The organism is Paenibacillus sp. 2TAB23 (genome assembly GCF_052115165.1).
Taxonomy (GTDB): domain Bacteria; phylum Bacillota; class Bacilli; order Paenibacillales; family Paenibacillaceae; genus Pristimantibacillus.
Genome location: NZ_JBFRGD010000002.1, coordinates 24,992 through 51,540, shown reverse-complemented (window position 1 = coordinate 51,540; position 26,549 = coordinate 24,992). Strand labels below are relative to the sequence as shown.

27 protein-coding genes and 1 tRNA gene are annotated in these 26,549 nt (G+C 47.3%); 13 read left to right on the top strand and 15 right to left on the bottom strand.

Annotated features, from left to right (window positions below):
• Positions 1 to 32: 32 nt before the first annotated feature.
• The gene (gene aroA / locus AB4Z29_RS02910; protein WP_441941632.1) at positions 33 to 1,328 is read right to left on the bottom strand and encodes a 3-phosphoshikimate 1-carboxyvinyltransferase; all 1,296 of its coding nucleotides are present in this window, start codon (positions 1,326 to 1,328) and stop codon (positions 33 to 35) included.
• 74 nt (positions 1,329 to 1,402) lie between these two features.
• Positions 1,403 to 1,930 (bottom strand): shikimate kinase, encoded by a 528-nt coding sequence (locus AB4Z29_RS02905; RefSeq protein ID WP_441941631.1) that lies wholly within the window; start codon positions 1,928 to 1,930, stop codon positions 1,403 to 1,405.
• Positions 1,931 to 2,075: 145 nt separating this feature from the next.
• On the opposite strand from AB4Z29_RS02905, the gene AB4Z29_RS02900 reads away from it, so the two are divergent.
• A complete protein-coding gene (locus AB4Z29_RS02900; RefSeq protein WP_441941630.1) occupies positions 2,076 to 2,399 on the top strand; it encodes a hypothetical protein in 324 nt (107 codons plus the stop codon).
• Positions 2,400 to 2,412: 13 nt separating this feature from the next.
• Here the strand turns inward: AB4Z29_RS02900 and gndA are convergent, their stop codons facing one another.
• The 6 genes from gndA to AB4Z29_RS02870 form a co-directional block, all read right to left on the bottom strand.
• On the bottom strand, positions 2,413 to 3,825 hold the full coding sequence (gndA, locus tag AB4Z29_RS02895) for an NADP-dependent phosphogluconate dehydrogenase (protein WP_183562008.1): 1,413 nt from the start codon (positions 3,823 to 3,825) through the stop codon (positions 2,413 to 2,415).
• A gap of 286 nt (positions 3,826 to 4,111) precedes the next feature.
• Positions 4,112 to 4,708 (bottom strand): hypothetical protein, encoded by a 597-nt coding sequence (locus AB4Z29_RS02890; protein ID WP_308994679.1) that lies wholly within the window; start codon positions 4,706 to 4,708, stop codon positions 4,112 to 4,114.
• 254 nt (positions 4,709 to 4,962) lie between these two features.
• Positions 4,963 to 6,696, bottom strand: coding sequence for a proline--tRNA ligase (locus AB4Z29_RS02885; RefSeq protein WP_441941629.1), 1,734 nt, complete (start codon positions 6,694 to 6,696; stop codon positions 4,963 to 4,965).
• 366 nt (positions 6,697 to 7,062) lie between these two features.
• Positions 7,063 to 8,214 (bottom strand): ABC transporter permease, encoded by a 1,152-nt coding sequence (locus tag AB4Z29_RS02880; protein ID WP_441941628.1) that lies wholly within the window; start codon positions 8,212 to 8,214, stop codon positions 7,063 to 7,065.
• Positions 8,207 to 9,364, bottom strand: a complete 1,158-nt coding sequence (locus AB4Z29_RS02875) for an ABC transporter permease (protein ID WP_441941627.1) — start codon at positions 9,362 to 9,364, stop codon at positions 8,207 to 8,209. The genes AB4Z29_RS02880 and AB4Z29_RS02875 overlap by 8 nt, the downstream gene beginning before the upstream one ends.
• 13 nt (positions 9,365 to 9,377) lie before the next feature.
• A complete protein-coding gene (locus AB4Z29_RS02870; RefSeq protein ID WP_441941626.1) occupies positions 9,378 to 10,322 on the bottom strand; it encodes an ATP-binding cassette domain-containing protein in 945 nt (314 codons plus the stop codon).
• 222 nt (positions 10,323 to 10,544) lie between these two features.
• Here AB4Z29_RS02870 and AB4Z29_RS02865 point away from each other — a divergent pair, with 222 nt between their 5' ends.
• From AB4Z29_RS02865 to AB4Z29_RS02855, 3 genes are read left to right on the top strand one after another with little or no spacing between them, the layout of a single operon-like run.
• On the top strand, positions 10,545 to 11,675 hold the full coding sequence (locus tag AB4Z29_RS02865) for a sensor histidine kinase (RefSeq protein WP_441941625.1): 1,131 nt from the start codon (positions 10,545 to 10,547) through the stop codon (positions 11,673 to 11,675).
• A gap of 35 nt (positions 11,676 to 11,710) precedes the next feature.
• Positions 11,711 to 12,352, top strand: coding sequence for a response regulator transcription factor (locus tag AB4Z29_RS02860; RefSeq protein WP_441941624.1), 642 nt, complete (start codon positions 11,711 to 11,713; stop codon positions 12,350 to 12,352).
• Positions 12,353 to 12,380: 28 nt separating this feature from the next.
• The gene (locus AB4Z29_RS02855) at positions 12,381 to 13,028 is read left to right on the top strand and encodes a DUF1054 domain-containing protein (protein WP_441941623.1); all 648 of its coding nucleotides are present in this window, start codon (positions 12,381 to 12,383) and stop codon (positions 13,026 to 13,028) included.
• A 170-nt stretch (positions 13,029 to 13,198) separates the two neighbouring features.
• On the opposite strand, the gene AB4Z29_RS02850 is transcribed toward AB4Z29_RS02855, so the two are convergent.
• Positions 13,199 to 16,228: an efflux RND transporter permease subunit gene (locus AB4Z29_RS02850; protein WP_441941622.1), complete on the bottom strand. Its 3,030-nt coding sequence runs from the start codon at positions 16,226 to 16,228 to the stop codon at positions 13,199 to 13,201.
• Between the two features lie 248 nt (positions 16,229 to 16,476).
• On the opposite strand from AB4Z29_RS02850, the gene AB4Z29_RS02845 reads away from it, so the two are divergent.
• Genes AB4Z29_RS02845 through AB4Z29_RS02835 form a run of 3 tightly spaced genes read left to right on the top strand, consistent with a single transcriptional unit; the run spans position 16,477 to position 18,968 of the window.
• Positions 16,477 to 17,226: an ABC transporter ATP-binding protein gene (locus AB4Z29_RS02845; protein ID WP_441941621.1), complete on the top strand. Its 750-nt coding sequence runs from the start codon at positions 16,477 to 16,479 to the stop codon at positions 17,224 to 17,226.
• Entirely contained in the window at positions 17,223 to 18,248 is a 1,026-nt protein-coding gene (locus tag AB4Z29_RS02840; protein WP_441941620.1) for an ABC transporter permease, read from the top strand. The genes AB4Z29_RS02845 and AB4Z29_RS02840 overlap by 4 nt, the downstream gene beginning before the upstream one ends.
• A 57-nt stretch (positions 18,249 to 18,305) precedes the next feature.
• Positions 18,306 to 18,968 carry a TetR/AcrR family transcriptional regulator gene (locus AB4Z29_RS02835; RefSeq protein ID WP_441941619.1) on the top strand — a complete coding sequence of 221 codons (663 nt, stop codon included), beginning with the start codon at positions 18,306 to 18,308 and terminating at the stop codon, positions 18,966 to 18,968.
• 154 nt (positions 18,969 to 19,122) lie between these two features.
• Here AB4Z29_RS02835 and AB4Z29_RS02830 read toward each other — a convergent pair whose 3' ends face one another.
• Positions 19,123 to 20,316 (bottom strand): MFS transporter, encoded by a 1,194-nt coding sequence (locus AB4Z29_RS02830; protein ID WP_441941618.1) that lies wholly within the window; start codon positions 20,314 to 20,316, stop codon positions 19,123 to 19,125.
• A gap of 176 nt (positions 20,317 to 20,492) precedes the next feature.
• On the opposite strand from AB4Z29_RS02830, the gene AB4Z29_RS02825 reads away from it, so the two are divergent.
• Both AB4Z29_RS02825 and AB4Z29_RS02820 read left to right on the top strand, forming a co-directional pair.
• Positions 20,493 to 21,962, top strand: a complete 1,470-nt coding sequence (locus AB4Z29_RS02825; protein WP_183562033.1) for an aminotransferase class I/II-fold pyridoxal phosphate-dependent enzyme — start codon at positions 20,493 to 20,495, stop codon at positions 21,960 to 21,962.
• Between the two features lie 134 nt (positions 21,963 to 22,096).
• The gene (locus tag AB4Z29_RS02820) at positions 22,097 to 22,513 is read left to right on the top strand and encodes a DUF1885 family protein (RefSeq protein WP_441941617.1); all 417 of its coding nucleotides are present in this window, start codon (positions 22,097 to 22,099) and stop codon (positions 22,511 to 22,513) included.
• A gap of 93 nt (positions 22,514 to 22,606) precedes the next feature.
• Here AB4Z29_RS02820 and AB4Z29_RS02815 read toward each other — a convergent pair whose 3' ends face one another.
• From AB4Z29_RS02815 to AB4Z29_RS02805, 3 genes are all read right to left on the bottom strand, one after another.
• Positions 22,607 to 22,915, bottom strand: a complete 309-nt coding sequence (locus AB4Z29_RS02815) for a DUF1292 domain-containing protein (protein ID WP_138751746.1) — start codon at positions 22,913 to 22,915, stop codon at positions 22,607 to 22,609.
• Between the two features lie 119 nt (positions 22,916 to 23,034).
• Positions 23,035 to 23,598 carry a stalk domain-containing protein gene (locus AB4Z29_RS02810; protein ID WP_441941616.1) on the bottom strand — a complete coding sequence of 188 codons (564 nt, stop codon included), beginning with the start codon at positions 23,596 to 23,598 and terminating at the stop codon, positions 23,035 to 23,037.
• A 168-nt stretch (positions 23,599 to 23,766) separates the two neighbouring features.
• Positions 23,767 to 23,970, bottom strand: coding sequence for a hypothetical protein (locus AB4Z29_RS02805; RefSeq protein WP_183562168.1), 204 nt, complete (start codon positions 23,968 to 23,970; stop codon positions 23,767 to 23,769).
• Between the two features lie 131 nt (positions 23,971 to 24,101).
• On the opposite strand from AB4Z29_RS02805, the gene AB4Z29_RS02800 reads away from it, so the two are divergent.
• Positions 24,102 to 24,830 (top strand): MBL fold metallo-hydrolase, encoded by a 729-nt coding sequence (locus AB4Z29_RS02800; RefSeq protein WP_441941615.1) that lies wholly within the window; start codon positions 24,102 to 24,104, stop codon positions 24,828 to 24,830.
• 85 nt (positions 24,831 to 24,915) lie between these two features.
• Here the strand turns inward: AB4Z29_RS02800 and AB4Z29_RS02795 are convergent, their stop codons facing one another.
• The gene (locus tag AB4Z29_RS02795; protein WP_441941614.1) at positions 24,916 to 25,167 is read right to left on the bottom strand and encodes a DUF3892 domain-containing protein; all 252 of its coding nucleotides are present in this window, start codon (positions 25,165 to 25,167) and stop codon (positions 24,916 to 24,918) included.
• Positions 25,168 to 25,296: 129 nt separating this feature from the next.
• Positions 25,297 to 25,464, bottom strand: a complete 168-nt coding sequence (locus tag AB4Z29_RS02790) for a hypothetical protein (protein WP_183562045.1) — start codon at positions 25,462 to 25,464, stop codon at positions 25,297 to 25,299.
• A gap of 156 nt (positions 25,465 to 25,620) precedes the next feature.
• On the opposite strand from AB4Z29_RS02790, the gene AB4Z29_RS02785 reads away from it, so the two are divergent.
• From AB4Z29_RS02785 to AB4Z29_RS02775, 3 genes are all read left to right on the top strand, one after another.
• Positions 25,621 to 25,794: a YjfB family protein gene (locus AB4Z29_RS02785; RefSeq protein ID WP_441941613.1), complete on the top strand. Its 174-nt coding sequence runs from the start codon at positions 25,621 to 25,623 to the stop codon at positions 25,792 to 25,794.
• A 235-nt stretch (positions 25,795 to 26,029) separates the two neighbouring features.
• A complete protein-coding gene (locus tag AB4Z29_RS02780; protein WP_441941612.1) occupies positions 26,030 to 26,197 on the top strand; it encodes an aspartyl-phosphate phosphatase Spo0E family protein in 168 nt (55 codons plus the stop codon).
• 43 nt (positions 26,198 to 26,240) lie between these two features.
• A tRNA-Val gene (locus AB4Z29_RS02775) sits at positions 26,241 to 26,313 on the top strand.
• Positions 26,314 to 26,549: the final 236 nt, after the last annotated feature.

Below are 26,549 nucleotides of genomic sequence, written 5' to 3'. Positions count from 1 at the left end.
TTGAAAAAGACTGCTATTGCTTCACTCTCGCACTAACCTTCAATCCACTCCACGTTTGCTCCCAATGCTTTCAAATGGTCGAAGTAAATAGGATAAGATTTGGCGACGTGATGTGCGTCTCGAATACGAATAGGCTGCTTCGCACGCAAGCCGACAACCGTCAATGCCATAATAACACGGTGGTCATAATGCGCGTTTATCTCAACTCCGCCCTCAACACCTTCTGGGCGTCCGTGGACGATAATTTCCGCCTGCCGTTCTTCCACATTGGCGCCAGCTTTCCGCAGCTCATTCAGGTAATCCGTAATACGGTCGCATTCTTTGTACCTTAAGTTCTCTACATTATAGAAACGTGATGTTCCTTCTGCAAATACGGCTGCAGCTACCATAGCAAGCACCGCATCCGTTGCATGGTCTCCATCGAACTCGACTGCTTTTAGCTTTCCATTGCCTTTAACATGAACGATACCGTTCTCGTGAGTGAGAGGAACCTCCATCATCTGAAGCACATCGACTACAGCACGTTCTCCTTGCTTGCTGCGCTCTTCCAATCGATGAACAATAACATCTGACTGCGTTACCGCAGCAGCTGCAAGAATCGCCGCGGAACCTGGGTAATCTCCTTGAACCGAATACGTCTTCGCTGCATAGCTTTGGCCACCAGGTACACGAAAGCGCATATAATCCTCATCGGCATGAATGACAATGCCGGCTTGTTCCAATACTTCCAGCGTCTGACCGACGACAACCTTCGATTTCAGATCATGAAGCACTTCAATCTCGCTGTCTTCCGGCAATAAAGGTGTAAGAAACAGAAGCGCGCTTAGAAATTGCGAGCTAATATTTCCTGAAACTTGAATTTTATCGCCTTTTGGAGCCCCACCTTGAATGCGAATAGGTAATTTACCATCATTATGCGTGATGGTAACACCCATAGCGCTTAGAGATTCAATAAGGTCGCTATGCGGTCTTTTGCCAAGCGAGTCCGGATATCGGTTAATGAAGGTTACATCAGGGCACAAAGCGGCAATCGCCATCAAGAAACGCAATACTGCGCCTGCATTTCCTACATCAAGCTGCTCTACCGGCTTTGGGTTTCTGCCAAAGCCTGTAATAACGATTTTTTCTTCATCCTCTTCAACGGTCGCGCCAAGATCACGGATACAACGGCGCATTGCATCGCTATCCTCGCTATGCGCAGGGAAATAAATCGTACTTGTCCCTTCTGCAAGCGCTGCAACCAACAAATAACGAGTTGTGTAATTTTTTGAAGAAAGGGCTTGAAGTTCYCCCTCAAGCTTAGGCGTTGGTGTCACTAAAACGTCCATAGTTCGTATGATCTCCCTTTTTATTCATATATACACTTTAGATGGTGTCGAAGCCAAATAAAATGATGATCCATCTATGATTGCTTAAATCGCGATTGCTCCAATATTGCAGCAACGACCTCTTCCGCAGACAAGCTCGTCGTGTCAATCGTCAGATGCGCGAAATCATAAGCTTCCTTGCGCTGCTCAAGCAGAAGGTTCACGCGTTCTTCTGCATCACCGTGCAGCAGTGGACGAGCTGTATCCGTCTTCACACGGGCCAAGATTTGTTCGGGGCTTGCTTTAAGCGCAACGACGAATCCATTCCCGAGCATGAGCTGGCGATTCGTTTCGCGAAGAACGGCGCCTCCTCCGGTTGCAACAACGCAGCAATCCTCATCCGCCAAAATATGATGAAGCACCTTCGATTCAATATCCCGAAAGCCTGCTTCTCCATCAGATGCAAATATTTCGGAAATTTGCCGATTTTCATGCTTCTCGATTTCCTCGTCGCCATCGACCCGCTTCCAGCCTAGCTTCTCTGCAAGCAGCCTGCTTACGGTAGATTTGCCGGTTCCCATAAACCCGATCAGCACTAATTTACTACCACGTTGCTCTTCCATCGTGAACGATTCACCCTTTTCATTCATCCTAAACCATTTTTTCTACAACATCATATCATTTTTTTATTATTCTAGGGTATAAAAAAGTTGCATATGTCGTATGGATGATAATGATGTTATTTCAAGAACAGGAGTGACGCTAGCGATGACCAGTGATCAACCACTGCAAGATCTCCATCCGACGCAAAAGCGTATTCATCGTATTCTTGATCCTGATCATCCCCTCTGCCGAGAGGATGTCGTCTGGATGCTTGAATATATTAAAAAAAAGGTGGCTGACGAGGATCCAGCTTTACTGGATCTTTCGCAGCCACGTTTATTACAGAACTTTCGTTTTTTTGCGGAAGCGGCCATGTCCCTTATTCATCGGAGGCATTGCTCTGATCAAGAAGCGGACCGGCTGCGCGAGTGGCTGCGTCAAGCAACTTACGGCTTGCATAACGTCAATCCTCGCGAGCCAAAGCCGTAATAGCTGATTGGTATTATGACTGCATCCAGTTGAAGTGGAAGCTTCCTTCTTTGTCCAAGCGTTTGAACGTATGCGCACCGAAGTAGTCGCGTTGTGCTTGAAGAAGGTTAGCTGGCAAACGCTCTGTACGGTAGCTGTCATAATAAGCGATCGCGCTTGAGAAAGCTGGTACCGGTACACCGTTTGTAACAGCTGCTGCAATCACTTCACGCCATGCGCCTTGATAAGACTCAACGATGTTTTGGAAGTAGGAATCGAGCAACAGGTTGCGCAGGTTAGGATCACGGTCGTAAGCATCTTTGATATTCTGCAGGAAGCGTGCACGGATAATGCAGCCGCCGCGGAAAATCATAGCGATCTCGCCGTAGCTCAGATCCCAGTTGAATTCTTCGGAAGCAGCACGCATTTGAGCAAATCCTTGCGCGTACGAACAAATTTTACTTGCAAACAGTGCTTTGCGAACGGACTCGATGAATGCGGCTCTGTCGCCTGTGAAAGGCACTTTTGCGGGACCGTTAAGCACTTTGCTTGCTGCAACGCGTTCTTCCTTCATTGCGGACAAGAAGCGAGTGAATACCGATTCCGTAATAATAGAAAGCGGTACGCCAAGATCAAGCGAGCTTTGGCTTGTCCATTTGCCTGTCCCTTTTTGGCCAGCGGAATCCAAGATTACATCTACCATCGGCTTGCCAGTCTCTGGATCATATTTGGAGAAGATATCTCTTGTAATTTCAATAAGGTAGCTGTCTAGCTCGCCTTTGTTCCACTCTGAGAAAATTTCGTGAAGCTCTTCCGCGCTAACGTCCAGCACGTTTTTGAGCAGGTCATAAGCTTCGCAAATAAGCTGCATGTCACCGTACTCAATACCGTTATGCACCATTTTCACATAGTGGCCTGCACCGTCTGGACCGATATATGTACAGCAAGCATCATCGCCAACTTTAGCGGAAATCGCTTTAAGGATAGGTTCAACAAGCTCATATGCGGATTTCTGACCGCCTGGCATAATGGAAGGGCCTTTCAATGCGCCTTCTTCGCCGCCGGAAACGCCGGTACCGATGAAACGGAAGCCTTTAGCTTCCAAATCTTTACTGCGGCGAACCGTATCAGGGAAATAAGCATTGCCGCCATCAATGATGATATCGCCTTCAGCCAAATGAGGAACGAGTGAATCGATTGTTGCATCTGTACCAGCGCCTGCTTGCACCATGATTAGAATTTTGCGCGGAACTTCAAGAGATTGTACGAATTCTTCGATGCTGTATGTTGGAACAAGGTTTTTGCCTGCTGCTTCTTGTACGAGGTCATCTGTCTTCTCGCGGGAACGGTTGAACACCGATACCGTGAAGCCTCTGCTTTCAATGTTAAGAGCAAGGTTTTTGCCCATTACGGCCAATCCGATTACGCCAATTTGCTGTTTTGACATCTGGTTTCTTCCATCCTTCATCATCTATTTTGGGTCACAATAGTTTTATTTTACTCTTTTTATCCCAAGAAGAAAACTGTCTAAGCGGAAAAATGTCGAATATGCGGCATTAGAATTATTGACCGATTCAAAAAGATTATCTTATATTTGTCATAATCGCTCCTTTTTGCCCTATGGAACAAACGTAAATTCTAATCTCTCGCACAACCTAAAAACGACCAATTGCTGGAGGGATCCACAGCGATTGATCGTTTTTAGGTTTTCATGGGGGAATCAACATCTATCATCAGAGTTCCAGTTGCAGCATTTCCGAGCGAAGTGCCATCAATCGCTCTTTTGACTCCGAAACCGCTTCCTCATCCGTGCCCTGCAGCGCGTCAAACAGCATCGACAACTCGTAATCAAGCTCATAGCGGAGCACGATGGCTCTTTCTTCTGCCCGCTTCGATTGGAAGGCTCTAATCATTTCTTCTATTGTAACGAAAGGCTTCTTCTGATAAATAATCCGATGTTCCATACCGGACACCTCCACAAGTCGTATAATCTCACCGAACATGATACTCTCAATGACGATTTGACGATCTTTGATACGCTTCACAACCGCATGTCCACGTGTGTCATTAATCAGCTTTTCAATCAACTCTGACAGCTTCTCGTCTTTAATAATGTAGTCTCCGACGATTTTGTAGCGGTTCTTCATGCGTTGGAATTGGAGCTTCACCAGCTTGCGGCCGGTCCGGATCGAAACTAGAAATTGTCCCTCCGTCTCACTCCAATACAAGGAATAACCCTCCTGAATAAGATCGCGGATGAGATTTTGGATTTGCCGGCGGTCAAATCGCAGTTCCAAATTGCAATATTCGACTTCATGGCTTTTGTTCACGGCAATCCCTCCCTTACCTCAGTATAGTTGACGAAATGTTCTGATAATTTGTTCTTACTTTTATCTTATACTCCATCTTATGTTCTGGCAACTTGGATTATTGACTAATTTTACGCCGAAAGGCTACTTTCCTTAAAAAAGGGCGCGGCTGCCTCCAAATGAAGACAGCTCGCACCCTTTATGTGCTTATATGCTATAGGCGCTCGCGGATATTTTTGATTCAGAATTGCTTTTGTGCAGAGGCCGGCCTTGCATTAATATTCTGCTCCGGTCGCAAAAGCCAACGCTTCCTCAAGGCCCAATTGCTTCACCTCGCCAGTTTTTCTTGTTTTCAGCTCCACGATTCCTTCTGCAGCCTGTTTGCCGATCACGATTCGCAGTGGAATGCCAATGAGGTCTGAATCCTTGAATTTAACGCCTGGCCGCTCATCTCGATCATCCATAAGCACCTCGACTCCAGCCTCACTAAGCCTAGCCGTAATATGTGCGGCCAAGTCCATCTGCACCGTATCCTTAACAGATACAGGAACGACATGAACCTGATACGGAGCAATCGCACGCGGCCATATAATGCCATTATGATCAGAATGCTGTTCCAGCACAGCTGACAGCAGCCTAGAAACGCCGATTCCATAACATCCCATGATAAAAGGCTGTTCCCTCCCTGACGCATTCAAATAAGTCGCCTGCAAAGCATCGCTATATTTCGTACCCAGCTTGAATACATGGCCGACCTCAATGCCGCGGTGAAAGGCTAATCGGCCTTCCTCGCAGCGAGGGCAGCAATCTCCCGCTTCTGCGTTCCGGAAATCACCCGCTGCCGCCTGCGAGAGATGAATGAACGGCTTGACGTTGCCAAGATGAAAGTCTGTCTCATTCGCTCCCGCAATTCCGCTTTCCATAGCAAGCACCGCATGATCTACAAGAATCGGAATCTGAAGCCCTATTGGACCGGCGAAGCCCGTCTGTGCTCCCGTGACACGTTCTGCAGTGGCTTGATCCGCAAGCTCAACATGCGCTGCAGACAGCTTGTTTTTCACTTTTATTTCGTTGACCTCATGATCCCCCCGTACGACAACGGCCACAGGCTTGCCATCTACCACATAAATCAATGTTTTGATAAAAGCCGACGCTCCGAGCTCGAACGCCTGTGAAAGCTGCTCGATCGTTTTAATATTCGGCGTATGATGCCGAACAAGCTCCGCCTCGTGCTCATCCCTTACAGACGATTCTGCGCCTGCAGCCTGCTCCTGCCCCTGCTCCTTATTTCCGTATTCCGCTTTTTCCAAATTCGCCGCATAGCTGCATGAATCGCATACCGCTATCGTGTCCTCGCCAATATCGGCAAGAGCCATGAACTCATGCGTGCCGCCTTCTCCGCCAATCGAACCTGCATCCGCCTCGACCGAGCGGAAATAAAGTCCGCAGCGCGTAAATATCCGGTGATAAGCTTCATACATGCTGGTATAGCTGCGGTGCAAGCCATCCCAGTCTGCATCGAAGGAGTAGGCATCCTTCATCAGAAACTCCCTGCCGCGCAGCAAACCGTAACGCGGCCGTTTCTCATCGCGAAACTTCGTCTGGATCTGATACAACGTAAGAGGAAGCTGCCTGTAAGAGCTCACCTCGCCGCGTACGAGACTCGTAATCACTTCCTCATGTGTCGGGCCGAGGGTGAATTCCCGATCATGACGGTCGCGCAGGCGCATCAGCTCAGGGCCGTATACCTTATAACGCCCGGATTCCTTCCATAGCTCTGCAGGCTGCATAGCCGGCATCAATACCTCTTGAGCACCTGCCAGATCCATTTCCTCCCGTACGATTTGCTCCAATTTTCTTAGCACTCGCCTGCCCAAAGGCAAATACGTATATATGCCTGCCGCGAGCTGTCTGATCAATCCGGCTCTCAGCATCCATTGATGGCTTGCTGCTTCTGCCTCAGAAGGCGACTCACGCAGGGTTGGCATTAATAGTTGACTTTGTCTCATCTCAAACAACACTCCCATTCATTCGAGTTCCCCTTTTCCAGATACAAAAAGAACGCATTCGAAAGGGACGAATGCGTTCGTGGTACCACCCTAATATAGCTGCAGTCAAGCAAAAACAGCTCTTATTCGATAACGGAATGAATGTTCCGGCAGCAGCAGGCTCCTCAGCTTGCTTCCGCAGCTCGCAAGATAGGAATTGATCAATCGTTTATGGAAGCCTTGCAGCCTGCGAGCTTCCTCTCTGCATAAACGTGGTCTGATCAACATAGTCTTGGTCAAAGCTGTTGTTTTGTCATTAACTTTTGACAAACTTACAATACAAATGTGATGAAGTCAAGCGCAAATTCCAACCGTTGCCTGTTCATGTTAGCTGGTACGGTTAGGCCGCAGCACAACGGACCCGAACGTGATCAGCACTGCCGCGAATAGAAGCAGAATCAACAGCTGCAAGCCAATTTCAGAAAAACTGTAACCTCCGCCTAACCGGTCAATCGCTTGGATCGCCCACTTTTGGGGAGTGAAATTAGCCAGCTTCTGCATGAAATCGGGCATGATCGAAAGTGGGAAAAAACAGCCGCTGACGAGGCAGGACGGAATGATAAGGAGATTGTTGATTTGCGACAGCTGCGTGCTGTTGCGAACAAGACCTGCTATGGCAGAGGTGAGTCCCACTGCTGCAAGCAGATAGCATTCCAGAACGAGAAGCAGCGAGCCAAACGGAATGCCCAGAGAATAGCCGAATGCGTAGTATAGCAAGCTCAGCACAATGATGAGTTGAATCGTGCCTACAAGCATGCTTCCCATAAAATTGCCGAAGGCAATATCAAAAGCTCTCAATGGTGCTGTGTACATTCTAGCCATCGTTCGCGTCTCACGATCCTCCATAACAAATCCGATCGATTGGCTGACAAGAAGCAAGAGAAACATGAGGATAAGGCCAATCATCATCGGATTAGATACAACTTGCCCTAGCTTCATTTCTGATTGAATGGCAGTAATTGTTGGTGCTGCTTGCGCTTCAAGCAGCGCTGTAAGCAGTGATGGATCGGCTGCATATGCCTCATTTCCCCTCATAAGTTCTGCAGTCGCATAGAGCCTATCTGACTCAACAGCCAGCATAGCCGATAGCGAGGCATTCCATAATTGTTCGTTCATCTGGTATACGATAGCTTTGGAGTGAGTCCCGTTTAGCATCTGTGAAGAGAAATCAGCCGGAACATACACTGCAGCATCCGCTCTCCCGTCGCTGACAAGCGCCTTTAGATCTCCATCCTTCAGGTTTGCGTCTTTTTGAATCACAAAAAGCGGTTCCTTCTCCAATGCCGCAGCCAGGTAAGCTCCCAAGCTGCCTGTATCCGCATTATTTACGACGATAACCGGTTTACTGCCCATCAACCCAGAAAGCAAGCCTGCCATAATGGATAAAATAATGGCAGGAAGCAGGACATTCATGATCAGTCCGCGCCGCGAACCCATCGTTCTGCGAATGAGATGGGCGGCAATGTGCAAGCTAAGCATACTTTTTCACCACCTTTGGCAATCTAATGATTGCAATAATAAGAAGACTGAGTGCAAACAATGCCAGTACGCCAATTTCCTGCCAGACTTCCGTTTGTCCAGTCCCCGTCATGACAGCTCTAAGACTCGTGCTTGCCCAATGATTGATCGTTAACTTATTAGCTCCTCCTACCATTTTCTCAATGCCGGTCATCATGCCGCCGCTCAAAAAAGTCATACTGAAGACGATGATTGAAAAAAACGTCTGAGTCGTTTTTTTGTTCTGGGCAAAAGAGGCAATCGTAATCCCCAAACCGACTCCCGCTGCGGCTGTTAATAAACAAATTAACGCAATGATTCCGTACTGACCGCCCCAATCCACATCATACACAAAGCTCGTAAATGCAAGGATGACAATCGCTTGCAGAGCAGCAAGCATACCCGCTCCGCAGATAATGCCTAACATCATCATGCGAAAGGAAGAGGGATTCGTATACATGCGCTGTAGTGTACCGCTCTCGCGTTGATTGATTAATGCAATTGCAGCAGCCATTCCGCCATACATTAAAAACATGATCAAATACGCTGCCGAATAGTATTGGATAGCGGACGTCTCTCCGAAAATCTCGCTATCTCCCATGCCTAAGTTATGGACAAGGATGGAATTTTCAGCCGATGAATCCTTTTGGATGTCCCCCGCATTCGTCACACCTAGAGTCAAGGCAGCTGCAAGCTGCAAGTTAACAGTGGACAAATAGCGATTGACCACAGCATCCGCTGCTATATTTTTCTCTTCGTATCGGCCGGCATAGGTCAGCCATTCTGAAGCTTTTCCTGCCTCTACTTGCAAGGAGAAATCGCTGGGAATACTCACCCCATAATCTACAGTTCCCTCGCGCACCCAATCCTGCACCTCGCTCGCGGATTTCGCTTGCAATACCTTAATATATGGACCTGCGGCTGCCTCTTCCCAGAATAATGAAACGCCTTCCCTCATATTCCCGTGGTCAGCATTGAATACTGCAACCTTTGCGGGCTTGATATCCGTATTAAACGCACTGCCTAGCAGCAGGATCAATAACAGTGGCAGCCCAATAAGGATAACAAGCAACGAACGCATCCGGCTGTATTTCACACATTCATAATAAACGGTCGTCCACCAAGCTCTCATCGCTTAACTCCTCCTATTCGTCTCGCAAAGTGCGTCCGGTCATTTGTAGAAATAACGACTCCAGATTCGGATCGACCCTGGTCAACTTTCGGAGATTAATGCCGTGCTTCTGAATGATGAACAATAAATCCTGTAGGATCGACGGTGATTCTTTCACCGTGGCTGTAAGCTTTAATCCCAGATCACTTTCATCCAAATGCTGCACGCCAGGATGCTCTGAGATTTCTCTCTGCATTTCAACCGAATTGCGATCGATTTCGAAGATCAGCTTCTCACCTTGACCGACTTGACGCTTTAATTCATCCTTCGTGCCGCAAGCAATCAATTTGCCTTGGTCGAGGATGCCAATTCTCGTACATATCGCCTCGACCTCCTCCATATAATGGCTCGTGTATATCACCGTAGATCCGAGTTTGTTCAATGATCTTACGGATTCCAAAATGTGATTCCTAGACTGCGGATCAATGCCGACAGTCGGCTCATCCATAATGATCAGCTTTGGCCGATGCATGATTGCGCATGCTATATTAAGTCTCCGCTTCATTCCGCCCGAGAAAGTAGAGGGCTTATCCTTCGCCTTTTCAAGCAAACCAACGAATTGCAAGGCCTCATCGACACGGTCTCGAAGCAGCGAGCCTCGAAGTCCATAAAGCTTCGCAAAAAAAGTAACGTTCTCTCGGGCAGTCAGCATTTCGTAAATCGCGAGCTCCTGCGGTACGAGCCCAATTTTCTTTTTTACCTCGATGGGCTGCTTGCGAATGGAATAGCCGTCCACCAGAATATCTCCTCCGCTTGGCGCAAGCAAACCGGACAGCATATGGATGCTCGTACTCTTTCCTGCACCGTTAGGTCCAAGCAAGCCGAAAATCTCTCCTTCACCTATTGAAAAGTTAAGATGATTAACTGTTATTGCCGTATCGTATTTTTTAACAACCTCGCGGAATACAACTAGACTCATCGTTTCTTCAACTCCCTGTTTCGTATCTGATAAACCCATTGTATGTTATTCGCACGCTGGAAACAGGTCTATAAAGTCATAACCTCAAAGTGACAAAAGTCATATCCTCTGCAACAGCCATACTGCAGCATGAAGGTTGTATGAAAAGAAAACAACCTGCTCGTTAGAGCCAAGGTGATTATGCTATAATGAAGCAAATTCAGCAGCGGGAGCCTCTATCAAATGAATATATTGCTAAACCGAATTCGGACACTGCTTGTTGCAGTCCCGTCGGTCCTGAGCATTGCAAACGTTGCGCCCAGCCATTATGCCATATACACAGCCTGTGTGCTATTTGCGCTGCTGCTCATAAGATCAGGCTCGATTCACCTTAAATATCGTATTCTATTGCTGCTGGCTGAGCTTATCTGCTTTTCATGGCTTGCTCATTCGTTCGGCGGAGTGCTGTTTCTATTGCTTTTCTCCACTCTCATCGCTTCCTGCCGATACAAACCTGAGCGTGCGGCCAGCATCATCTGGTCGCTAGCTGGATTGGTTGCCTTGCTCTCTGCACTGCAGGACAGTCAACAAGTATTATTGTTATCTGCATCGCTGCTTTGGATCACCACATCTGCCATACTTTATGCCGCAAATGAATATGAGAATAAGCAGCATCAAATCGAGGATTTGTATGAGGCTTTATCTGCAAGCCACGCTGAGCTTGACGCCGCAAGGCGCAGGATGCAGGATTATGCGCGGCAAGTCGAGCAGCAGGCTCAGATTGAGGAACGAAACCGCATTGCCAAAGACATCCACGATGATTTGGGTCACCGGCTTATTCGCGTCAAGATGATGTCGGAAGCAGCGCTGCATTTATTTTATGCCGATGCAGACCGAGCAAGGTTGACCGTCGAGCAGATACGCGATCAGCTGCAGGACAGCATGGAGCTCATGCGTCGAACCGTCAGAAGAATCGCTTCTGACCAAGAACAGGATGTTAGACGGTATGCACTGGATCGCCTGGTGGAAGAGTCAGCAATCGCTATGGGGATAGCGGTAAGCTTCCGAATTACCGGCCATGCACGCCCGATTTATCCGAGCATGGAGCTCATACTCTTCAAAAATGCGCAGGAGGCGATTACGAATGCCGTTCGGCATGGGAGAGCGACATCCGTTACGGTTGATCTGGCTTTTAATGCCGCGCATGTCGCACTGACGATTGCAAATGACGGGATCATCCCGAACGAGCCAATTGAAGCAGGACTAGGCATGAAAGGCATGAAAGAGCGAATAGCACTGGTCGGGGGACAGATCGAGTGGGATCGCGGCGCTCGTTTCTCCATTACGACAACCCTCCCCCTTCTAGGCGGCTAGCAAATTTTGAGAGCATGCAGAAATGGAGTTGCCTTATGATTAAAGTGCTTGTGGTAGACGATGATCCTTTTATTCGCGAGAGCATGAAGGTCATCTTAGATCTCGATAATGATTTACATGTGGCTGGGATATGTGGTAACGGTCATGATGCTGTAGCGTTTGTCCGTCAAACGGCTGTTGATGTCGTGTTGATGGATATTCGAATGCCTGTCTGTGACGGCGTAGAAGGAACTAAGCTGCTGCGAGCGCTTGAAACCCCGCCTGCCGTGCTAATACTGACGACATTTGATGACGATGAGTATATCGCTCAGGCGATACGGAATGGTGCGAACGGCTATTTGCTCAAAAACGTGCCGCCAAGCCGCATTATCAGCGGCATTAAAACCGTGTATGAGGGCAACGTTCTCATTCATCCGGACATTGCCCGCAAGCTGGCAGGCATGCTGGAGACGCCGCGCGCCGAGCCGGGAAAACCATTAACGATAAACGGTCTAACGCCCGCCGAGGTTCAGATCGTCCAATTAATTGCAGACGGTCAATCCAACAAAGAGATGGCAGCTTCCTTATTTTTGAGTGAAGGAACGGTCAAAAATTATATTACCGAAATATTAAACAAGCTCGCGCTTCGAGATCGAACGCAAATCGCCATTTTTTATTTGAAATTAATCCACCAATAATAGTTTATTCATGAAGGAGACCACAACGATGACAGCACAGACTACAACTTCCAAGCTAGACGGGTTCACACAAGCCGATTTCGACGTGTTCAACCTAGTTGGACTTGAAGAGCGAATGGCAGCAATCCAGAATCAGATTCAGCCGAAATTTCACGCAATTGGCGGACAGCTTACAGTAGATGCGGCCGTTCATGCAGGCAATGAAATGTATCTGCACGTTGCTAGGCATGCGCGCCGCAAGGTCAACCCGCCTAAGGATACTTGGCTTGCGATCGCCGCGAACAAACGCGGCTATAAAGCACATCCCCATTTCCAGCTCGGCTTGTTTGACGATCATTTATTCCTATGGATGGCGCTTATTTACGAGGTTCCGAACAAATCGAATATCGCTACCGCTTTCCTGAATCAAATCGATGACGTTATCGCTGTTGTGCCGCAGGACTATGTCCTCTCGCTCGACCATATGAAAAAGGAATCGACCCCTATCGCCACGATGACCAAGCAAGACTGGAAAGATGCGCTTATCCGTTTCCGTGACGTACAGAAAGCCGAGCTGCTAATTGGAAGACATGTCATGGCTGGCGACCCTATCCTACGCGACGGAGATGCGCTGCTCGCCTTTGCTTCTTCCACATATGAGAAGCTCATGCCTCTTTATCGCATGGCTAACCTCTAAATGAAAATCATGATTTGAGCATAAACAAGCTTGTCCTCGCAATGGCTAACAGGCTTCGTATTACAAAAAATGGCTGAACAGGCGCTTTGCCTGTTCAGCCATTTCTCTATTATTCAAGCCATACGATGACAAGCATCGCTTGGCAATCAGCAGTTCTCCGTTCCATACATTTATGCCTGCAGCGTCGCAGCTGCTTCTGCTTGCGCGATAGCCGCATTTGCCCTTCTTTGATTCCGCGAGACTTTGAAAAACAACAATTCATAGACACACGGGACGATAATCAAGGTCAACAGCGTAGCCGCGATCAAGCCTCCAATGACGACGATAGCCAAGCTTTGCGATACAATGCTGCCTGATTCATGCGAGCCGAATACCAAAGGCAGCATAGCCGACACGGTAGCTACAGCCGTCATGATGATCGGACGCATACGCGTAGTGGCAGCTTCAATTAGCGACTCACGTATCGACATAGATTGCTCATTCTGCTTCACGCGATCAATGAGCACGATTGCATTGGTCACAACAATGCCGATTAGCATCAACGCGCCGAACATAGCCGTGAAATCAGGGGTAACACCTGATATGAGCAGGCCGGTCACAGCTCCGATAGCAGCTAGCGGCAGCGAGATCATGATCGCAAGCGGCGCGCGAAGCGTCTTGAATGTCAGCACCATAATCAAATACACGAGACCGATTGAAATTAATGCCGTTAATCCTAAATCCGCAAAATCACTGGATTGTTCAGCCGATGCGCCTCCGACTGCGATCGCAACACCCTCCGGCAATTGAACCGCTGCGGCTGCTTCATTAATCTTTGAGCCAACGACAGAAAGCTCTTTCGGATCAGCGCTCGCTGTCACGCGAAGATAGGTTTTTCCATCTTTATGGTAGAATAGCGCCGGTTCCTCCGTTCGAATCAGCTCTGCCACCTCAGAGATTGGGGTTGGGCCCGATTCTGTCATAACAGTCAGCTTCTCAAGCGCTGCTTTGGAATTCGGATTGACAACGGGCTGCAGCAGAACCTGGGTATCGGTGGATTCTATCTGAATGGAACCGATAGGTAGAGGATTCAACATGCTTTGCAGCTGTACGGCAACCTCTTGGCCTTTTGCCAAAGTAGGCTCAACTTTAAAGGAATAAACCGATTTCTTTTCTTCTTGATTGCTTTCCACTTTTTGAACACCGTCAATCGGCTTAATAGCCGCAATCAACTTCTCTGCCGTCTGCGTGAGTTCTTCCACATTGTCGCCTGTTACGTCAATAAAAATTTGCGAGGAGCCGCCTCCCATAATGAGATCTGAAGCGTCTGCTGTCAGCTCAGCGTCTTTAAAGCTTTCTTTATGCGATTTTACTTTGTCCATAAACACTTCAGCATCTACGCCATCCTTCAGATCGATCATATAGGTGATTAGCGTAGGTGAGGATACAGAACCATATTGGGCAGCATCGGAGCTGTTGCCGAGCATCATCATGACCCATTCAATATCTTGATCGGCAGTCAGAATGCTTTCAAATTTCTTCCCTTCCTCTTGTACTAGCTCGGCTGGTGTTTCACTCGGATATTGCAGCGTTACATTTATGTTCTCCGCGCTAGAAGAATCAAGCGCTCCTTTAGGCATGAACACGTAAGCGCTGATTGAACCTGCGAATAACACGACGGCGATCAGAAGCGGCACCCATTTATGTGCGAGATTCCAGCGAATAAATGCGGCGAACTTGGGTGAACCCGCATGCTCCTTCTCCTTCGTCCCTTTCAGTAATACGGCGCTCAGGAGCGGTACGACAGTTAGTGCGACTAGCAAGGAAGCAAGCAGCGAATACGCAACCGTAAGAGCGAACGGCAACAGGAATGCTTGCAGGGAGCCCCGCAAGAGACCCATCGGTAGAAATACCGCAACCGTTACAAGCGTTGACGAAGTAATGGCGGATGCAACCTCTTTCGTCGCTTCCGTAATCAGCTTGACGGAGAACGACTCTTTCTGAAGTCTTCTGTAGATGTTCTCAATCACGACGATACTGTCATCGACAAGGCGGCCTACCGCGACTGCAACGCCCCCAAGCGTAATAATATTTAGAGAAACGCCTGACAGCTGCAGGAGATATAAAGTAATGCCAAGTGATAATGGAATGGATACGATCGTTACGATCGTTGCTCTGAAATTACGCATAAACAATAAGATAACGATAGTTGCGAATAAGGCTCCCAGCAAAACTTCACGAAGCATGCTGTTGACTGAAGAAACTACGGAGTCCGAAGTACTCAAAATGATAGAAGCCTCGATGCCTTTCATGTCCGTATTCAAGCGTTCAACCGTTTTTTCGATGCCATTGCCAACGGTGACGGCGTTGGCGTCCGCCGATTTCGAAATGGTGTACATAATGGCATCTTTACCGTTCATTCTGCTGATGCTCTCTTGGTCTTTCGAAAGCTCAACAGTCGCGACATCTGCTAGCGTAACGCTAGCAGCTACCGGAAGCTTGCGAAGCGTCTCCAATCCCGTTACCTGGTCAAACACATTAATATTGCCCGCAGCCCCATCGATCGTTCTCTCACCGATCGAAACGGAAGCGCCTCTTCCCTGCAGTACGCCCATCAAAGCTTGCAAGGTGATCCCCTTCTGGGCCAGCTTAGCTGTATCCGGAATGACATGTACGGCTGGCGTTGATTTGCCGCTTATACTGACAGAGCCAGCACCTTCCGATTTCTGCAGCTCGGTCGTGACTTCCTTTAGCTTCGCTTCCTTCTCTTGCTCACTCATTCCTTCATCAAAAGTGAGAGTTACCCATGCAATGGGAATCATCGATGTGTTGAATTGAACGACAAACGGCTTCATTACATTCGATGGCAGCTGAACTTGGTCGACTATGCGCTCAATTTCAGCCTTCGTTTCTTTCATGTTTGTTTTAGAGTCGAAGTTCAGATTGATTTGCGCGTATCCGTCTCCAGAGGTCGAGAGCATACTCGTCTTTCCTTTCACGAATGTAACAGCCGCTTCTAACGGATTGGTCACTTTCTGCTCCATTGACTTTGCGTCATTTCCTGGCCCGATTGCCGTAATCATGACTTGCGGATTGTCAGCTGCAGGCAGAAACTCCATTGGCAGCCTTAGATAACTGATTACCCCCATAACTAAAGCCATAATGACGATCAGGATAATGGCCGCTTTATTTCGGAAAGACCATTCTGTTAATTTACTCATTTAATTCCGACTCCTTTTCCCTCTACGGTTTTCTATTTGTTTTGTCTTTTCTAATCATAATGGGAAGAAAAGGCATGCAAAAACGTCCAGAGAACGGCTTTCACTCTCGCCCATGGTCGTAAGACGCCTACGCCTGAAGACCGATATTGTTTTTTTAGAAAAAGAGCATAACCTCCCTTTGACGCGCATACATTTCGACTTATAATAGAGTGAGTACTTACTCATTTTTTAAAAAGGAGTGTGAAGATATGAGGTCTACGTCATCCGATATATCGCAAATCTGTCCTGCCATTGAAATCCATGACATTTCACGTGCTTTTGGCAGGCGTAAAGTACTTTCCGGTATTACCCTCTCCATACCTAAAGGCGAGCTTTTTGGCTTGCTTGGGCCATCAGGCTCAGGAAAAACAACGCTCATAAAGATAATGACTGGAATTGATCGGGCAGATTCCGGGACGGTTCACATGCACGGCGAAACCATGCCTCAACTTAAAATGCTGCAGACATTCGGCTATATGGCACAATCTGATGCGCTATATAATGAATTGACTGGCAAACAAAACTTAGCATTCTTTGGAGCGATGTTTGGTCTGAAGGGCAGCGCGCTTGAATCCAGGATTCAGTACGCAATAGAGCTCGTCTCTTTACACGAACATCTGAATGTGCAAATCTCTGCCTACTCCGGGGGTATGAAGCGTCGACTCTCGCTCGCCATAGCTTTGCTGCATGAGCCGTCGCTGCTCGTGCTCGACGAGCCGACGGTAGGCATCGACCCTTTGCTGCGAAAATCGATTTGGAGAGAACTCGTTCATTTAACCAAGCAAGGAATCACAATAATACTAACCACGCATGTCATGGACGAGGCTGAGAAATGTGATCGGCTCGGACTGATCCAGAACGGCAAGCTGATTGCCCTAGATACCCCGGACGCCATTAAGCTGCATACGGGAAGCAGCACGCTTGAGGATGCTTTTATCACTCTTGGTGAACGGGAATGAGAGTACGCGCACTTGCCGTCCGTATTGTCAATCAGTTTCTAAGAGACAAACGGACACTCGCTTTACTATTTCTTGCTCCCCTGCTCATTCTTAGCTTAATGAAGCTTGTTTTTGGAGGCCAAGCCATATCTCCTGTAATCGGAATTATGGATGCTCCAGCTGCGTTTACGGATAAATTCGAGCAATTAAAGGCAGATGCTGAAATTGTACCGTATGACAACTACGAAATCGCGAAGGCAGCTCTGCAAGCAGGCGAGCTTGACGCCATTCTCCAAGCTGGCAGCGGAATACCCGAGCTCTTGCTTGAGGGAAGCGACCCTTCGGTTAACCGGGCGGTTTTATTGCTGGTACAGAACGCCACACAAATAGAAGGAGGCCATACTGCAGCTGTCGTAAACTATTTGCATGGCGGACCTGATCTGGCTCCTTTTGATTCATTTGGTCCCGTCCTCATCGGTTTCTTCTCTTTCTTCTTCGTTTTCCTGCTTGCAGGCGTTTCCTTCCTGCGGGAACGAACAAGCGGGACCTTGGAGCGCTTGCTTGCTACTCCGATTAGAAGAAGCGAGATTGTGGCCGGCTATTTAGCAGGGTTCGGCATATTCACTTTACTGCAAGCTACATTAATCGCTTGGTATTCGGTCCATGTACTGGGATTGTATATGGCTGGAAGCATCGGATCTATGCTGCTCATCAATGTTTTGTTGTCTTTAACAGCATTAACGCTCGGAACGCTGCTGTCTTCCTTTGCGAGCAGTGAATTTCAGATCATTCAATTCATCCCGATCGTCATCGTGCCGCAAGCCTTTTTCTCCGGCTTATTCAATATGGATGCGATGAATCCTTGGCTTCAAAAGCTAAGCTTGATCATGCCGCTCACTTACGGCGCAGATGCTATGCAGGGCATTATGCTGCGTGGAGAAGGCTGGTCTGACCTGCAGCTCGATGTTTATGTGCTGATTGGCTTCTCCGTCTTGTTTGCGCTCATGAATGTCGTAGCGCTCAAAAAGCATCGCCGTATGTAGGTAAGCCGAGCATTTGCTATAATGGACAGAAAGGTGTTGTACGAAGGAGTGGCTTTCATGCAGGAACCCGTTGATCAATGGCTCGAAGAGTTATTGAAGCTAGACAACGACGAAACCAAAATGACTGAAAAACAAATAAAAATCGTACAGGCGGCTTCCGAAATATTCGCGGAGAAAGGTTTTGCCGCTTCGTCGACGAGTGAGATCGCTCAGCGGGCAGGTGTTGCGGAGGGAACGATATTTCGCCATTACAAAACAAAAAAAGAGCTGCTGCTTTCCATCGTTGCGCCTGTGATGGCCAAGCTTGTAGCCCCGTTTGTGCTGCGAGATTTTTACAAAGTGCTCGACGGCAGCTTTGACAGCTACGATGCGCTGCTGCGTGCAATCATCGAGAACCGCATCGCCTTCCTTGAGAAGCATATGCAGGTGTTTAAAATTTTCATTCAAGAGATCCCGTTCCATCCGGACCTTCAGGAGCAGTTCCAGAAGCTTATCCTCTCCAAGGTGCTCGATAAACTCAGTATCAACGTCCGAAAGTTTCAACAGCAGGGCAGCATTATTGACTGGTCTCCCGTTACCGTTATCCGATTAACGGCATCTGCATTGATTGGCTATGTGCTTTGCCGTTCCCTCTCCATCCATGCTCCGGACTCGACATGGCAAGACGATACGGAAAGAGAAGCCACAATCACTTTTATACTTAAGGGACTGACTCCATAATCCTCATCAAGAAGAAACGGCTACGCCGTCCTCTGCAAGGCGAGGTTATCCGTTTCTCGCAGAAATAGAAGAATACTTTATCGCGTGAAATATATAAGGTCTTATAATTGAAAAAAAGCCGATCATCCGCAGAATACGGACAATCGGCTTTTACTTATTTGGCAGCCTGTGCTTCCCGTTCAACGAGCCTGGGCTTGTCCAACTGGCGGAAGCGAAGCAGCAGCAGCAATGCGGCTAGGCATAATATCCCGCCTAGCAAATAAGGCAAACCCATTTGAATCGTAAAAAACAAGGAACCTAGCAGCGGTCCAGCAATGCGGCCTAAGCTGTCCATTGAAGAGCTGAGCCCAGATGCAACGCCTTGGCCTACTGTTGTCTTTTGCGTAATAAGAGAAGTGACACAAGGTCTGATCAAGGAATTGCCGATACCGAACACAGCCAAGGACATCGTAGCCCACCATAGCGAATGCGCACCGAGCAGTAGGAAGAATCCGATCGCTGAAATGACCAAGCCGATTGCAATATACTTCGGCTCCTCGCCTTTCTTAATTCGGCGACGCACAATTCCGCCCTGCACGAGTGCTCCCACAAAACCGCAAACAAAAAACAATATGCCGACCTGCAGTGGTGTTACATCGAAGCGCCTCATGCCGAAAAACTGAAGTGTAGCTTCCATGCCCGCCAGTGTGAAGGTTACGAAAAAGGCAAGGATATACAAGTACTTAAGCGGTCCGGTAAATGCCGCCCATCTTGATACCTTTTTCTCCGTGCCCCTTCTCCTCTGCTCCTGCGGGAGTGACTCCTTGAGCTTCCAAACAGCAAGCACAAAGGTAATTAAAGCTAGAGCAGACGCCGTGTAAAATGGCATTTCCAGCGAGAATACGCTCAGCAATCCGCCAACGCCTGGCCCAATCGTAAATCCGAGTCCAATCGACATTCCAACAAGCCCCATGCCCTTGGTTCTCTCTTCCGGCGGCGTAATGTCTGCGACATAGGCCACAATGACGGATGCGACTGCCCCGGAGAACAACCCGCCAAGCACTCTTGAAAGGTACATTAGCGTCAAGTTTCCTGATGACAAGCCGAACAACAGAAAGCTTGCCGCAAAGCCCAGTACGCCGATTAGAATGATCGGTCTCCTGCCGATGCGGTCGGATAAGCCACCCCAGAATGGGGATAAGAAAAAGGAAACGGCTGAATAAATAGCCAGCATTCGTCCAGTATGCAGTTCCGCTTTATTCGGATCTGCCGCTTGAATAATTTCCGGCATTACCGGGATGATAATCCCAAAACCTATAAATGTCGTCATTAGTATTGCCATTACGATTAGTATTCGTTTATCCTTCATGCTGCACCCCCTCCACCAACCTATGTTACCATAACCATTTATCAACGATGTATGAACAATTGAAGAACAAATCGGCTTGCCACATGCTCTTCATAAAATTGAAGCTTGCATTCCCCCCTGTATTTGCTATACTCAACTTTGTTTGTAACCTCTAATGAAAGGCAGGGATGAGAGCGATGGATCATAATAAAACCCCGCTATTCACCGCGCTTCGCCGTCATGCGGAGCAGGATCCCGTACAATTCCATATTCCTGGACATAAAAAAGGATTGGGCAGCGATTCGGAATTCCGCGAATTTATCGGCGATAACGCGTTGTCGATCGATTTAATCAATATAGCACCGCTCGATGACCTGCATCAGCCAACAGGCGTTATTGAAGAAGCGCAGAAGCTAGCCGCCGATGCCTTCGGATCGGATTATACTTATTTCTCCGTGCAAGGGACAAGCGGAGCCATCATGACCATGATTCTAACCGTATGCGCACCTGGAGACAAAATTATTGTTCCGCGCAATGTTCATAAATCGATCATGGCTGCCATTATATTCGCGGGCGCCAGACCTGTATTCATTTCTCCAGCAAGGGACAATAATCTTGGAATCGATCACGGGATAACAACACGTTCCGTTCGCAAAGCGCTGGAGCGCCACCCGGATGCCAAGGCTGTTCTTGTCATTAATCCAACCTATTTCGGCATATGCGCGAACCTTAAGGAAATCGTCGATCTTGTTCATAGCTTCGATATTCCCGTACTCGTCGACGAGGCGCATGGCGTGCTTATCCATTTCCATGAGAAGCTTCCGATGTCAGCGATGCAGGCTGGCGCGGATATGGCCGCAACAAGCGTCCACAAGCTTGGCGGTTCCATGACGCAGAGCTCTGTTCTCAACGTTCGCAAAGGCAGAGTTAATCCGCACAGAATTCAAACGGTCATCAGTATGCTGACAACGACGTCTACTTCATACATTTTGCTAGGTTCGCTCGATACGTCAAGACGCAATCTCGCTCTGAATGGACATGCTATCGCAGAACGCGCCATTGAACATGCACAATACGCACGCAAGCAAATCAATGAAATTCCTGGTCTCTACTGCTTCGGCGAGGAGATCCTTGGCGACGAAGCGACCTATGATTACGATCCGACCAAGGTTTCCATTCACGTTCGCCACCTTGGCATTACCGGATATGAAACGGAAAACTGGCTTCGCGACAATTATAATGTTGAGATTGAAATGAGCGATATGTATAACATTCTTTGCCTAGTTACGCCTGGTGATACCTCTGATTCCATTTCAAAATTGCTGGTATCGCTTCGCGGACTGTCTGAGAGGTTCCATGAGGGCGCTGAAGCACGAGAACTTGTCGTCAAAATCCCAGATATCCCTCAGCTGTCGCTAACGCCGCGCGACGCTTTCTACGGAGAGACTGAAGTGCTTCCATTCAAAGAATCTGCCGGAAGAATCATTGCCGAATTTATTTATGTGTATCCGCCAGGTATTCCGATTCTGCTGCCCGGCGAGGTTATTACGCAAAAAAATATCGATTATATCGTCGATCATGTGCAGGTCGGACTTCCGGTTAAAGGTCCTGAAGATCGAAGCATTGAATTTGTCAAAGTCATTGTTGAAGAAACTGCGATTTCATAGATGCGGAAATAGGAACTGCTCTTAAAGTCACCAGGATGACTTAGGGCAGTTCCTTTCTGCATACTCTCTGCCACCATTCCACTTATTGTCAACCTAAAATTGGCGTGCTATGATGTTGTGAGAGGTGAGTCGCGATGAGTCAAAGCGCATACATAAAATTCGTGCAAGGTTCTGTCGTTGATAAACTTGATGTAGCGGAAATCAAGAACCAGCTCGTTCATTACCGTGAGCAAACCGCCCTTACGGGCTCTCAGCTTGATTGGAATTATGCTGAGGCCGCCTTTCCGTACACGATAGAAGAAAAGCAAGATGACCGTTGGTTTTACTTAAAGGGCCTTAATCCGCTATATAAACATATCATATTCGGTCCAGGCATGGCGGCTAGCGTTTCAGGCAGCATCGTCCCCTGCATTCAGGTCGTTCTACCCGACGAAGCTACACACGGTGATAAGTCGAAGGCCAACGAGCTATGTAAATACATTGCCGGCCGACTGAAAGCGGAGCTGACCATGTTCAATGGCCGAACGATTTATTTTAATCCGAGGAAATAACATCATAGCTGAGGCATGGAACACAAAAAAAGATCGGCAAGCATCGCTTGCCGATCTTTTGTCATTCGGTGCTTACTTGGATTCGAAGCAGGATTACTTCTCTTCGCTCTCCGTACGAGCAATTTCCTCATAAATCGCAGTAACGCGGTCCCACTCTGCATCATCTTCAATACCGACTAGGAAGGACTCGTCGTTTTCTTCTTCAATACGGAAAATTACGCCGTCTGCTTCTGGATCATTGCGATCCAACAATACAGCATATACATTGTTTTCCGATTCAAACGTATAAACCATGACCATTTCACGTTCCTGGCCCTCGTCGTCAGTCACGATAAAGACATGCTCTTCATGCTCGTGATCTTCACCACATCCGCAATCATCGCCATGCTGATGCTCGCTCATGTTATTACCCCATTTCAATAATGTTTACAGACTATCGTATAGTAACATGACATTCTATCAATGGTCAAACGAAAACGCTCCTTATGGAAACGGAGCGTCCGGATGTGTGTCTGCTGCATTTAAAGGGAAGAAATTAATTTCTCGGAAACGACAGTCCATTCATCCGAACCTTTCAGCTTTAGAAAGAACCGAATGGGGTACTTGCCGCTGGCTTCGAATTTATAATCGATCTCATCCGTCGCATACCAGAAATTGTCTTTGGAAGTATTCACGCTCTCCGTTTGAATCACTTTTTCTTTCCCGTTCGGATCGAATATCGATACCTTAACGGCTGTAACATCTGTTTTTAAATTATCAATTTGTGCAAAAACTTTAAACTTTCCTTGATAGCCTTTGGCTACGTTGCCGAATACCGCATTATTCTGGAATAAGAACATATGGACATTTGGCTTATAAACCGTAGCCCGTTTGCTTTGATTATCCCATTCGACGATTGCTTGCATCGAATTAGCTAGTTGACGAAGCGGCAAGTAGGTTTTGTTCTCTGCAATTAATCCGCCGTCATCCTGCTCTGATCCGTTAATAATGACGCGTACCTTCTGAGATGCGGAATCCGCAAACATCATTGTACCGCCCCACACTGACAACAGCAGCAGCAGAATTCCAACTTTTCTGAGTTTCATAGTTGTAAGCCCTCCATCCGATAGCCTGGATGAAAGGTTATACTCAGAAACTCAGGCAAAGTTGCGCAGGAGAACAAACTATTTTACCGTAGTACTAGAGGACCAACGCTGTCAAAAGTTGTTGAAACCTGCGCTTGCCTGGGAAATACACATGATTATTTCTCATCATTACCCATAGGTTCTCGTCAGTACGCATGGAATGCCTTTCCCGAGTGAACCAGCCGTTCTCATTCTGGCCAAATAATTCATGCCTCTTGCACAGGGTGTTTTGCAAACCGCACACGTATCCGAGAGAACAAGCTTGTAATTGTACTGTTTCCGGTCGCTTGCAGGCTGTTTTTTCTTAGCTACTTTACCTTTTCCTTTGCTCATCCTTCATTCGCCTCCACTATGCGTATCGCTTTAGCATTGTATGTAACGAAGGGCGAATGTGCATCAGCAATTGTCAGGAGCATGAAAAATTTGCTACATTAAACATGTGGAATGATGAAGGAGGTACTGGCATGAACATAACGATGATTGGAACAGGCAGTGCTTTTGCCAAAAAATACGATAATAACAATGCGCTTATTGAAGTGAACGGCTTTCGACTGCTTGTAGATTGCGGCATTACGCTGCCGAAGGCTTTACACCAGCAAGGCATTTCTTTTCAGGAGCTTGACGGGGTGTTGATCAGTCATATTCATGGCGACCATGTCGGCGGGTTGGAGGAATATGCCTTCCAGATGATGTTCAAATATAATCGCAAACCTGTTCTCTATATTGCTGAATCACTGGTCGATCCCCTTTGGGAGCAGACCTTGCGCGGCGGATTAACGCAAGGGCCTCTTGAGCGTCTCGAGGATTTCTTTGAGGTCCGTCCGATAAAACCAGATATTGAAACCGAGCTAAGTCCTGGACTTAAGGTTAAGCTCATCCAAACCAAGCATATACCTAACAAGCCGAGCTACTCCATCCTATTTAACGGAAGCTTCTTTTATACGGCAGATATGCGATTTGACCCAGAGCTCCTCCAACAATTGGTTGATGAGGGCGTGTCAACGATTTACCACGACTGTCAGCTAGAAGCCCCTGGTGTCGTTCATGCCACTCTGGATGAACTACTTAGTCTTCCTGTCGCAATCCAGCAGAAAACTTGGCTGATGCATTATGGAGACGCGATTGATCAGCACGCAGGTCGTACCGGCTTCATGCGTATCGTCGAGCAACATGTCACTTACGAGCTTGCTTAAACGAAAAAAGGCGCCGCAACGATGCATGCAGGCGCCTTTTTTTGTGGAGTTGTGTCCCTATATTTAATAGCATTAACTACTTCGCTTAGAAAAGAGGTAGCTGGTCCAGATTATTAGTTGGATCTCCATCTGCGTCGCCTCGGATATAGAACTCTCCATCCCTGCCTTTAAACGTATTCACCCCTGCAATATTGCCGGCTTGTACTTCTTGAAGAGCTGTTCCATAATCAAGAACTCTCCCGCTGCTTGTCTTAAAGGCTGTAAGATCTCCGTCTCCATCCTTTTGCACAGCTACAATATGCTCTCTCGCATTCTGTCCGCCATTCAAATCGTTCATCGTGAATACCTCTTTTCTATTCAAGTTGTTTAAGCCAATCTATATCGTTCCCATTCGTATAGGATTATTATGCGCGAAATGAATAAAAACCGGCTAGCCTATTAAGAGGCGAAAGCCGGTTCCTTTATTTTATTTCCTTTTCATTGCATCTGCCGGAAGCCGCCTTCTCCATACGAATTGCTCGTCATGCGATAATGAATCCTCCATGGCAAACTTCGCCACAGCACCGATAACTATTCCGATAATGCCAAACATCCCTAATAGCCAGAGGGCTAAATAGGCATACTCTGCAGCCAACAGAAACCGCCTCCTGCGCGCTTTCTTTAAAGGTATGCCGAGAATTTCGTCTTTAGTATACGAAAACAAGCTCAAGATCGTTAAAACGCCTTTAATTGTACCTTACATGTAAAAAAGTTCCTGCTTTATGCCGATAACTTAAATAGGAGGTGTGAAATGGATATCGCAGCAGCATCTATCGTCATGAATCAAAACAGTCTAGCACTGGCAGCCAGCATTCAAGTGTTATCTCTAGCGAAAGAACAAGCTAAGCAGCAAGGACAAGATATCGTGAACATGCTAAAAAGCGCACAGCCAAACCTAGGACAAACAATTGATATTCGCGTCTAAATTTCATCTGTTCGAAGCAAATCCCCATTGGGTATTGCTCTTATTTCCTTAAAGTTACAGATAAGTCATTCTGAAGTTGTTTCAGAATAGTCTAAACCGTGTAGTTAATTTCATACGAAGGCTGCAAACTAGCGCAATGTTCGAAAAACTAACATTAATCTAATTGCATTTTGGAAAAATTCTAACAACCTTCGTTTATTCTTGTCTTAACAGATGAAAAGTTGGAGGGATTGTCATGGAACAAGGATTTTATCAGCAAAAAATTGAAGAACTAAGAGCAGAAATGATCAGATTATTTGAAGCCTGTAACAATTTCACCGATCAAGCCGTCGTCAAGATCAGCCAGGAGCTGGATCGTCTCCTCAATGAATATTCCTGGGCATTGGCAAATAATAAATGTTGACTTCTCTTCTTCGCCCTGATATATTATTAATTGTCGCTAATATGATCTGGTAGCTCAGCTGGGAGAGCACTATCTTGACAGGGTAGGGGTCACAGGTTCGAACCCTGTTCAGATCATCGAATTAAAACCCCGCAATTCTCTTTACTATAAGGGATTGCGGGGTTTTTTCGTTGTATTCGAGATTAAAACAACTATGGCATTCTAACCGCAATGGTGCGAATTTGGTGCCCTTTGCTCAACTAAAGCATTTGATTAAACACCCCCACTCGTCCCCTTAAACAAATAGGAGCAGCACAGCGACTTTAGACAAATTTTCCGTTTCGGACAGCAGTAAGCCCCATCTCATCTAGAA

Coding starts and splice junctions, on each gene's coding strand:
- AB4Z29_RS02905 (WP_441941631.1), bottom strand. CDS start 1,930: ATGGAAGAGCAACGTGGTAGTAAATTAGTGCTGATCGGGTTTATGGGA.
- AB4Z29_RS02900 (WP_441941630.1), top strand. CDS start 2,076: ATGACCAGTGATCAACCACTGCAAGATCTCCATCCGACGCAAAAGCGT.
- gndA (WP_183562008.1), bottom strand. CDS start 3,825: ATGTCAAAACAGCAAATTGGCGTAATCGGATTGGCCGTAATGGGCAAA.
- AB4Z29_RS02885 (WP_441941629.1), bottom strand. CDS start 6,696: ATGAGACAAAGTCAACTATTAATGCCAACCCTGCGTGAGTCGCCTTCT.
- AB4Z29_RS02880 (WP_441941628.1), bottom strand. CDS start 8,214: ATGCTTAGCTTGCACATTGCCGCCCATCTCATTCGCAGAACGATGGGT.
- AB4Z29_RS02875 (WP_441941627.1), bottom strand. CDS start 9,364: ATGAGAGCTTGGTGGACGACCGTTTATTATGAATGTGTGAAATACAGC.
- AB4Z29_RS02870 (WP_441941626.1), bottom strand. CDS start 10,322: ATGAGTCTAGTTGTATTCCGCGAGGTTGTTAAAAAATACGATACGGCA.
- AB4Z29_RS02865 (WP_441941625.1), top strand. CDS start 10,545: ATGAATATATTGCTAAACCGAATTCGGACACTGCTTGTTGCAGTCCCG.
- AB4Z29_RS02860 (WP_441941624.1), top strand. CDS start 11,711: ATGATTAAAGTGCTTGTGGTAGACGATGATCCTTTTATTCGCGAGAGC.
- AB4Z29_RS02855 (WP_441941623.1), top strand. CDS start 12,381: ATGACAGCACAGACTACAACTTCCAAGCTAGACGGGTTCACACAAGCC.
- AB4Z29_RS02850 (WP_441941622.1), bottom strand. CDS start 16,228: ATGAGTAAATTAACAGAATGGTCTTTCCGAAATAAAGCGGCCATTATC.
- AB4Z29_RS02845 (WP_441941621.1), top strand. CDS start 16,477: ATGAGGTCTACGTCATCCGATATATCGCAAATCTGTCCTGCCATTGAA.
- AB4Z29_RS02840 (WP_441941620.1), top strand. CDS start 17,223: ATGAGAGTACGCGCACTTGCCGTCCGTATTGTCAATCAGTTTCTAAGA.
- AB4Z29_RS02835 (WP_441941619.1), top strand. CDS start 18,306: ATGCAGGAACCCGTTGATCAATGGCTCGAAGAGTTATTGAAGCTAGAC.
- AB4Z29_RS02830 (WP_441941618.1), bottom strand. CDS start 20,316: ATGAAGGATAAACGAATACTAATCGTAATGGCAATACTAATGACGACA.
- AB4Z29_RS02825 (WP_183562033.1), top strand. CDS start 20,493: ATGGATCATAATAAAACCCCGCTATTCACCGCGCTTCGCCGTCATGCG.
- AB4Z29_RS02820 (WP_441941617.1), top strand. CDS start 22,097: ATGAGTCAAAGCGCATACATAAAATTCGTGCAAGGTTCTGTCGTTGAT.
- AB4Z29_RS02815 (WP_138751746.1), bottom strand. CDS start 22,915: ATGAGCGAGCATCAGCATGGCGATGATTGCGGATGTGGTGAAGATCAC.
- AB4Z29_RS02810 (WP_441941616.1), bottom strand. CDS start 23,598: ATGAAACTCAGAAAAGTTGGAATTCTGCTGCTGCTGTTGTCAGTGTGG.
- AB4Z29_RS02805 (WP_183562168.1), bottom strand. CDS start 23,970: ATGAGCAAAGGAAAAGGTAAAGTAGCTAAGAAAAAACAGCCTGCAAGC.
- AB4Z29_RS02800 (WP_441941615.1), top strand. CDS start 24,102: ATGAACATAACGATGATTGGAACAGGCAGTGCTTTTGCCAAAAAATAC.
- AB4Z29_RS02795 (WP_441941614.1), bottom strand. CDS start 25,167: ATGAACGATTTGAATGGCGGACAGAATGCGAGAGAGCATATTGTAGCT.
- AB4Z29_RS02785 (WP_441941613.1), top strand. CDS start 25,621: ATGGATATCGCAGCAGCATCTATCGTCATGAATCAAAACAGTCTAGCA.
- AB4Z29_RS02780 (WP_441941612.1), top strand. CDS start 26,030: ATGGAACAAGGATTTTATCAGCAAAAAATTGAAGAACTAAGAGCAGAA.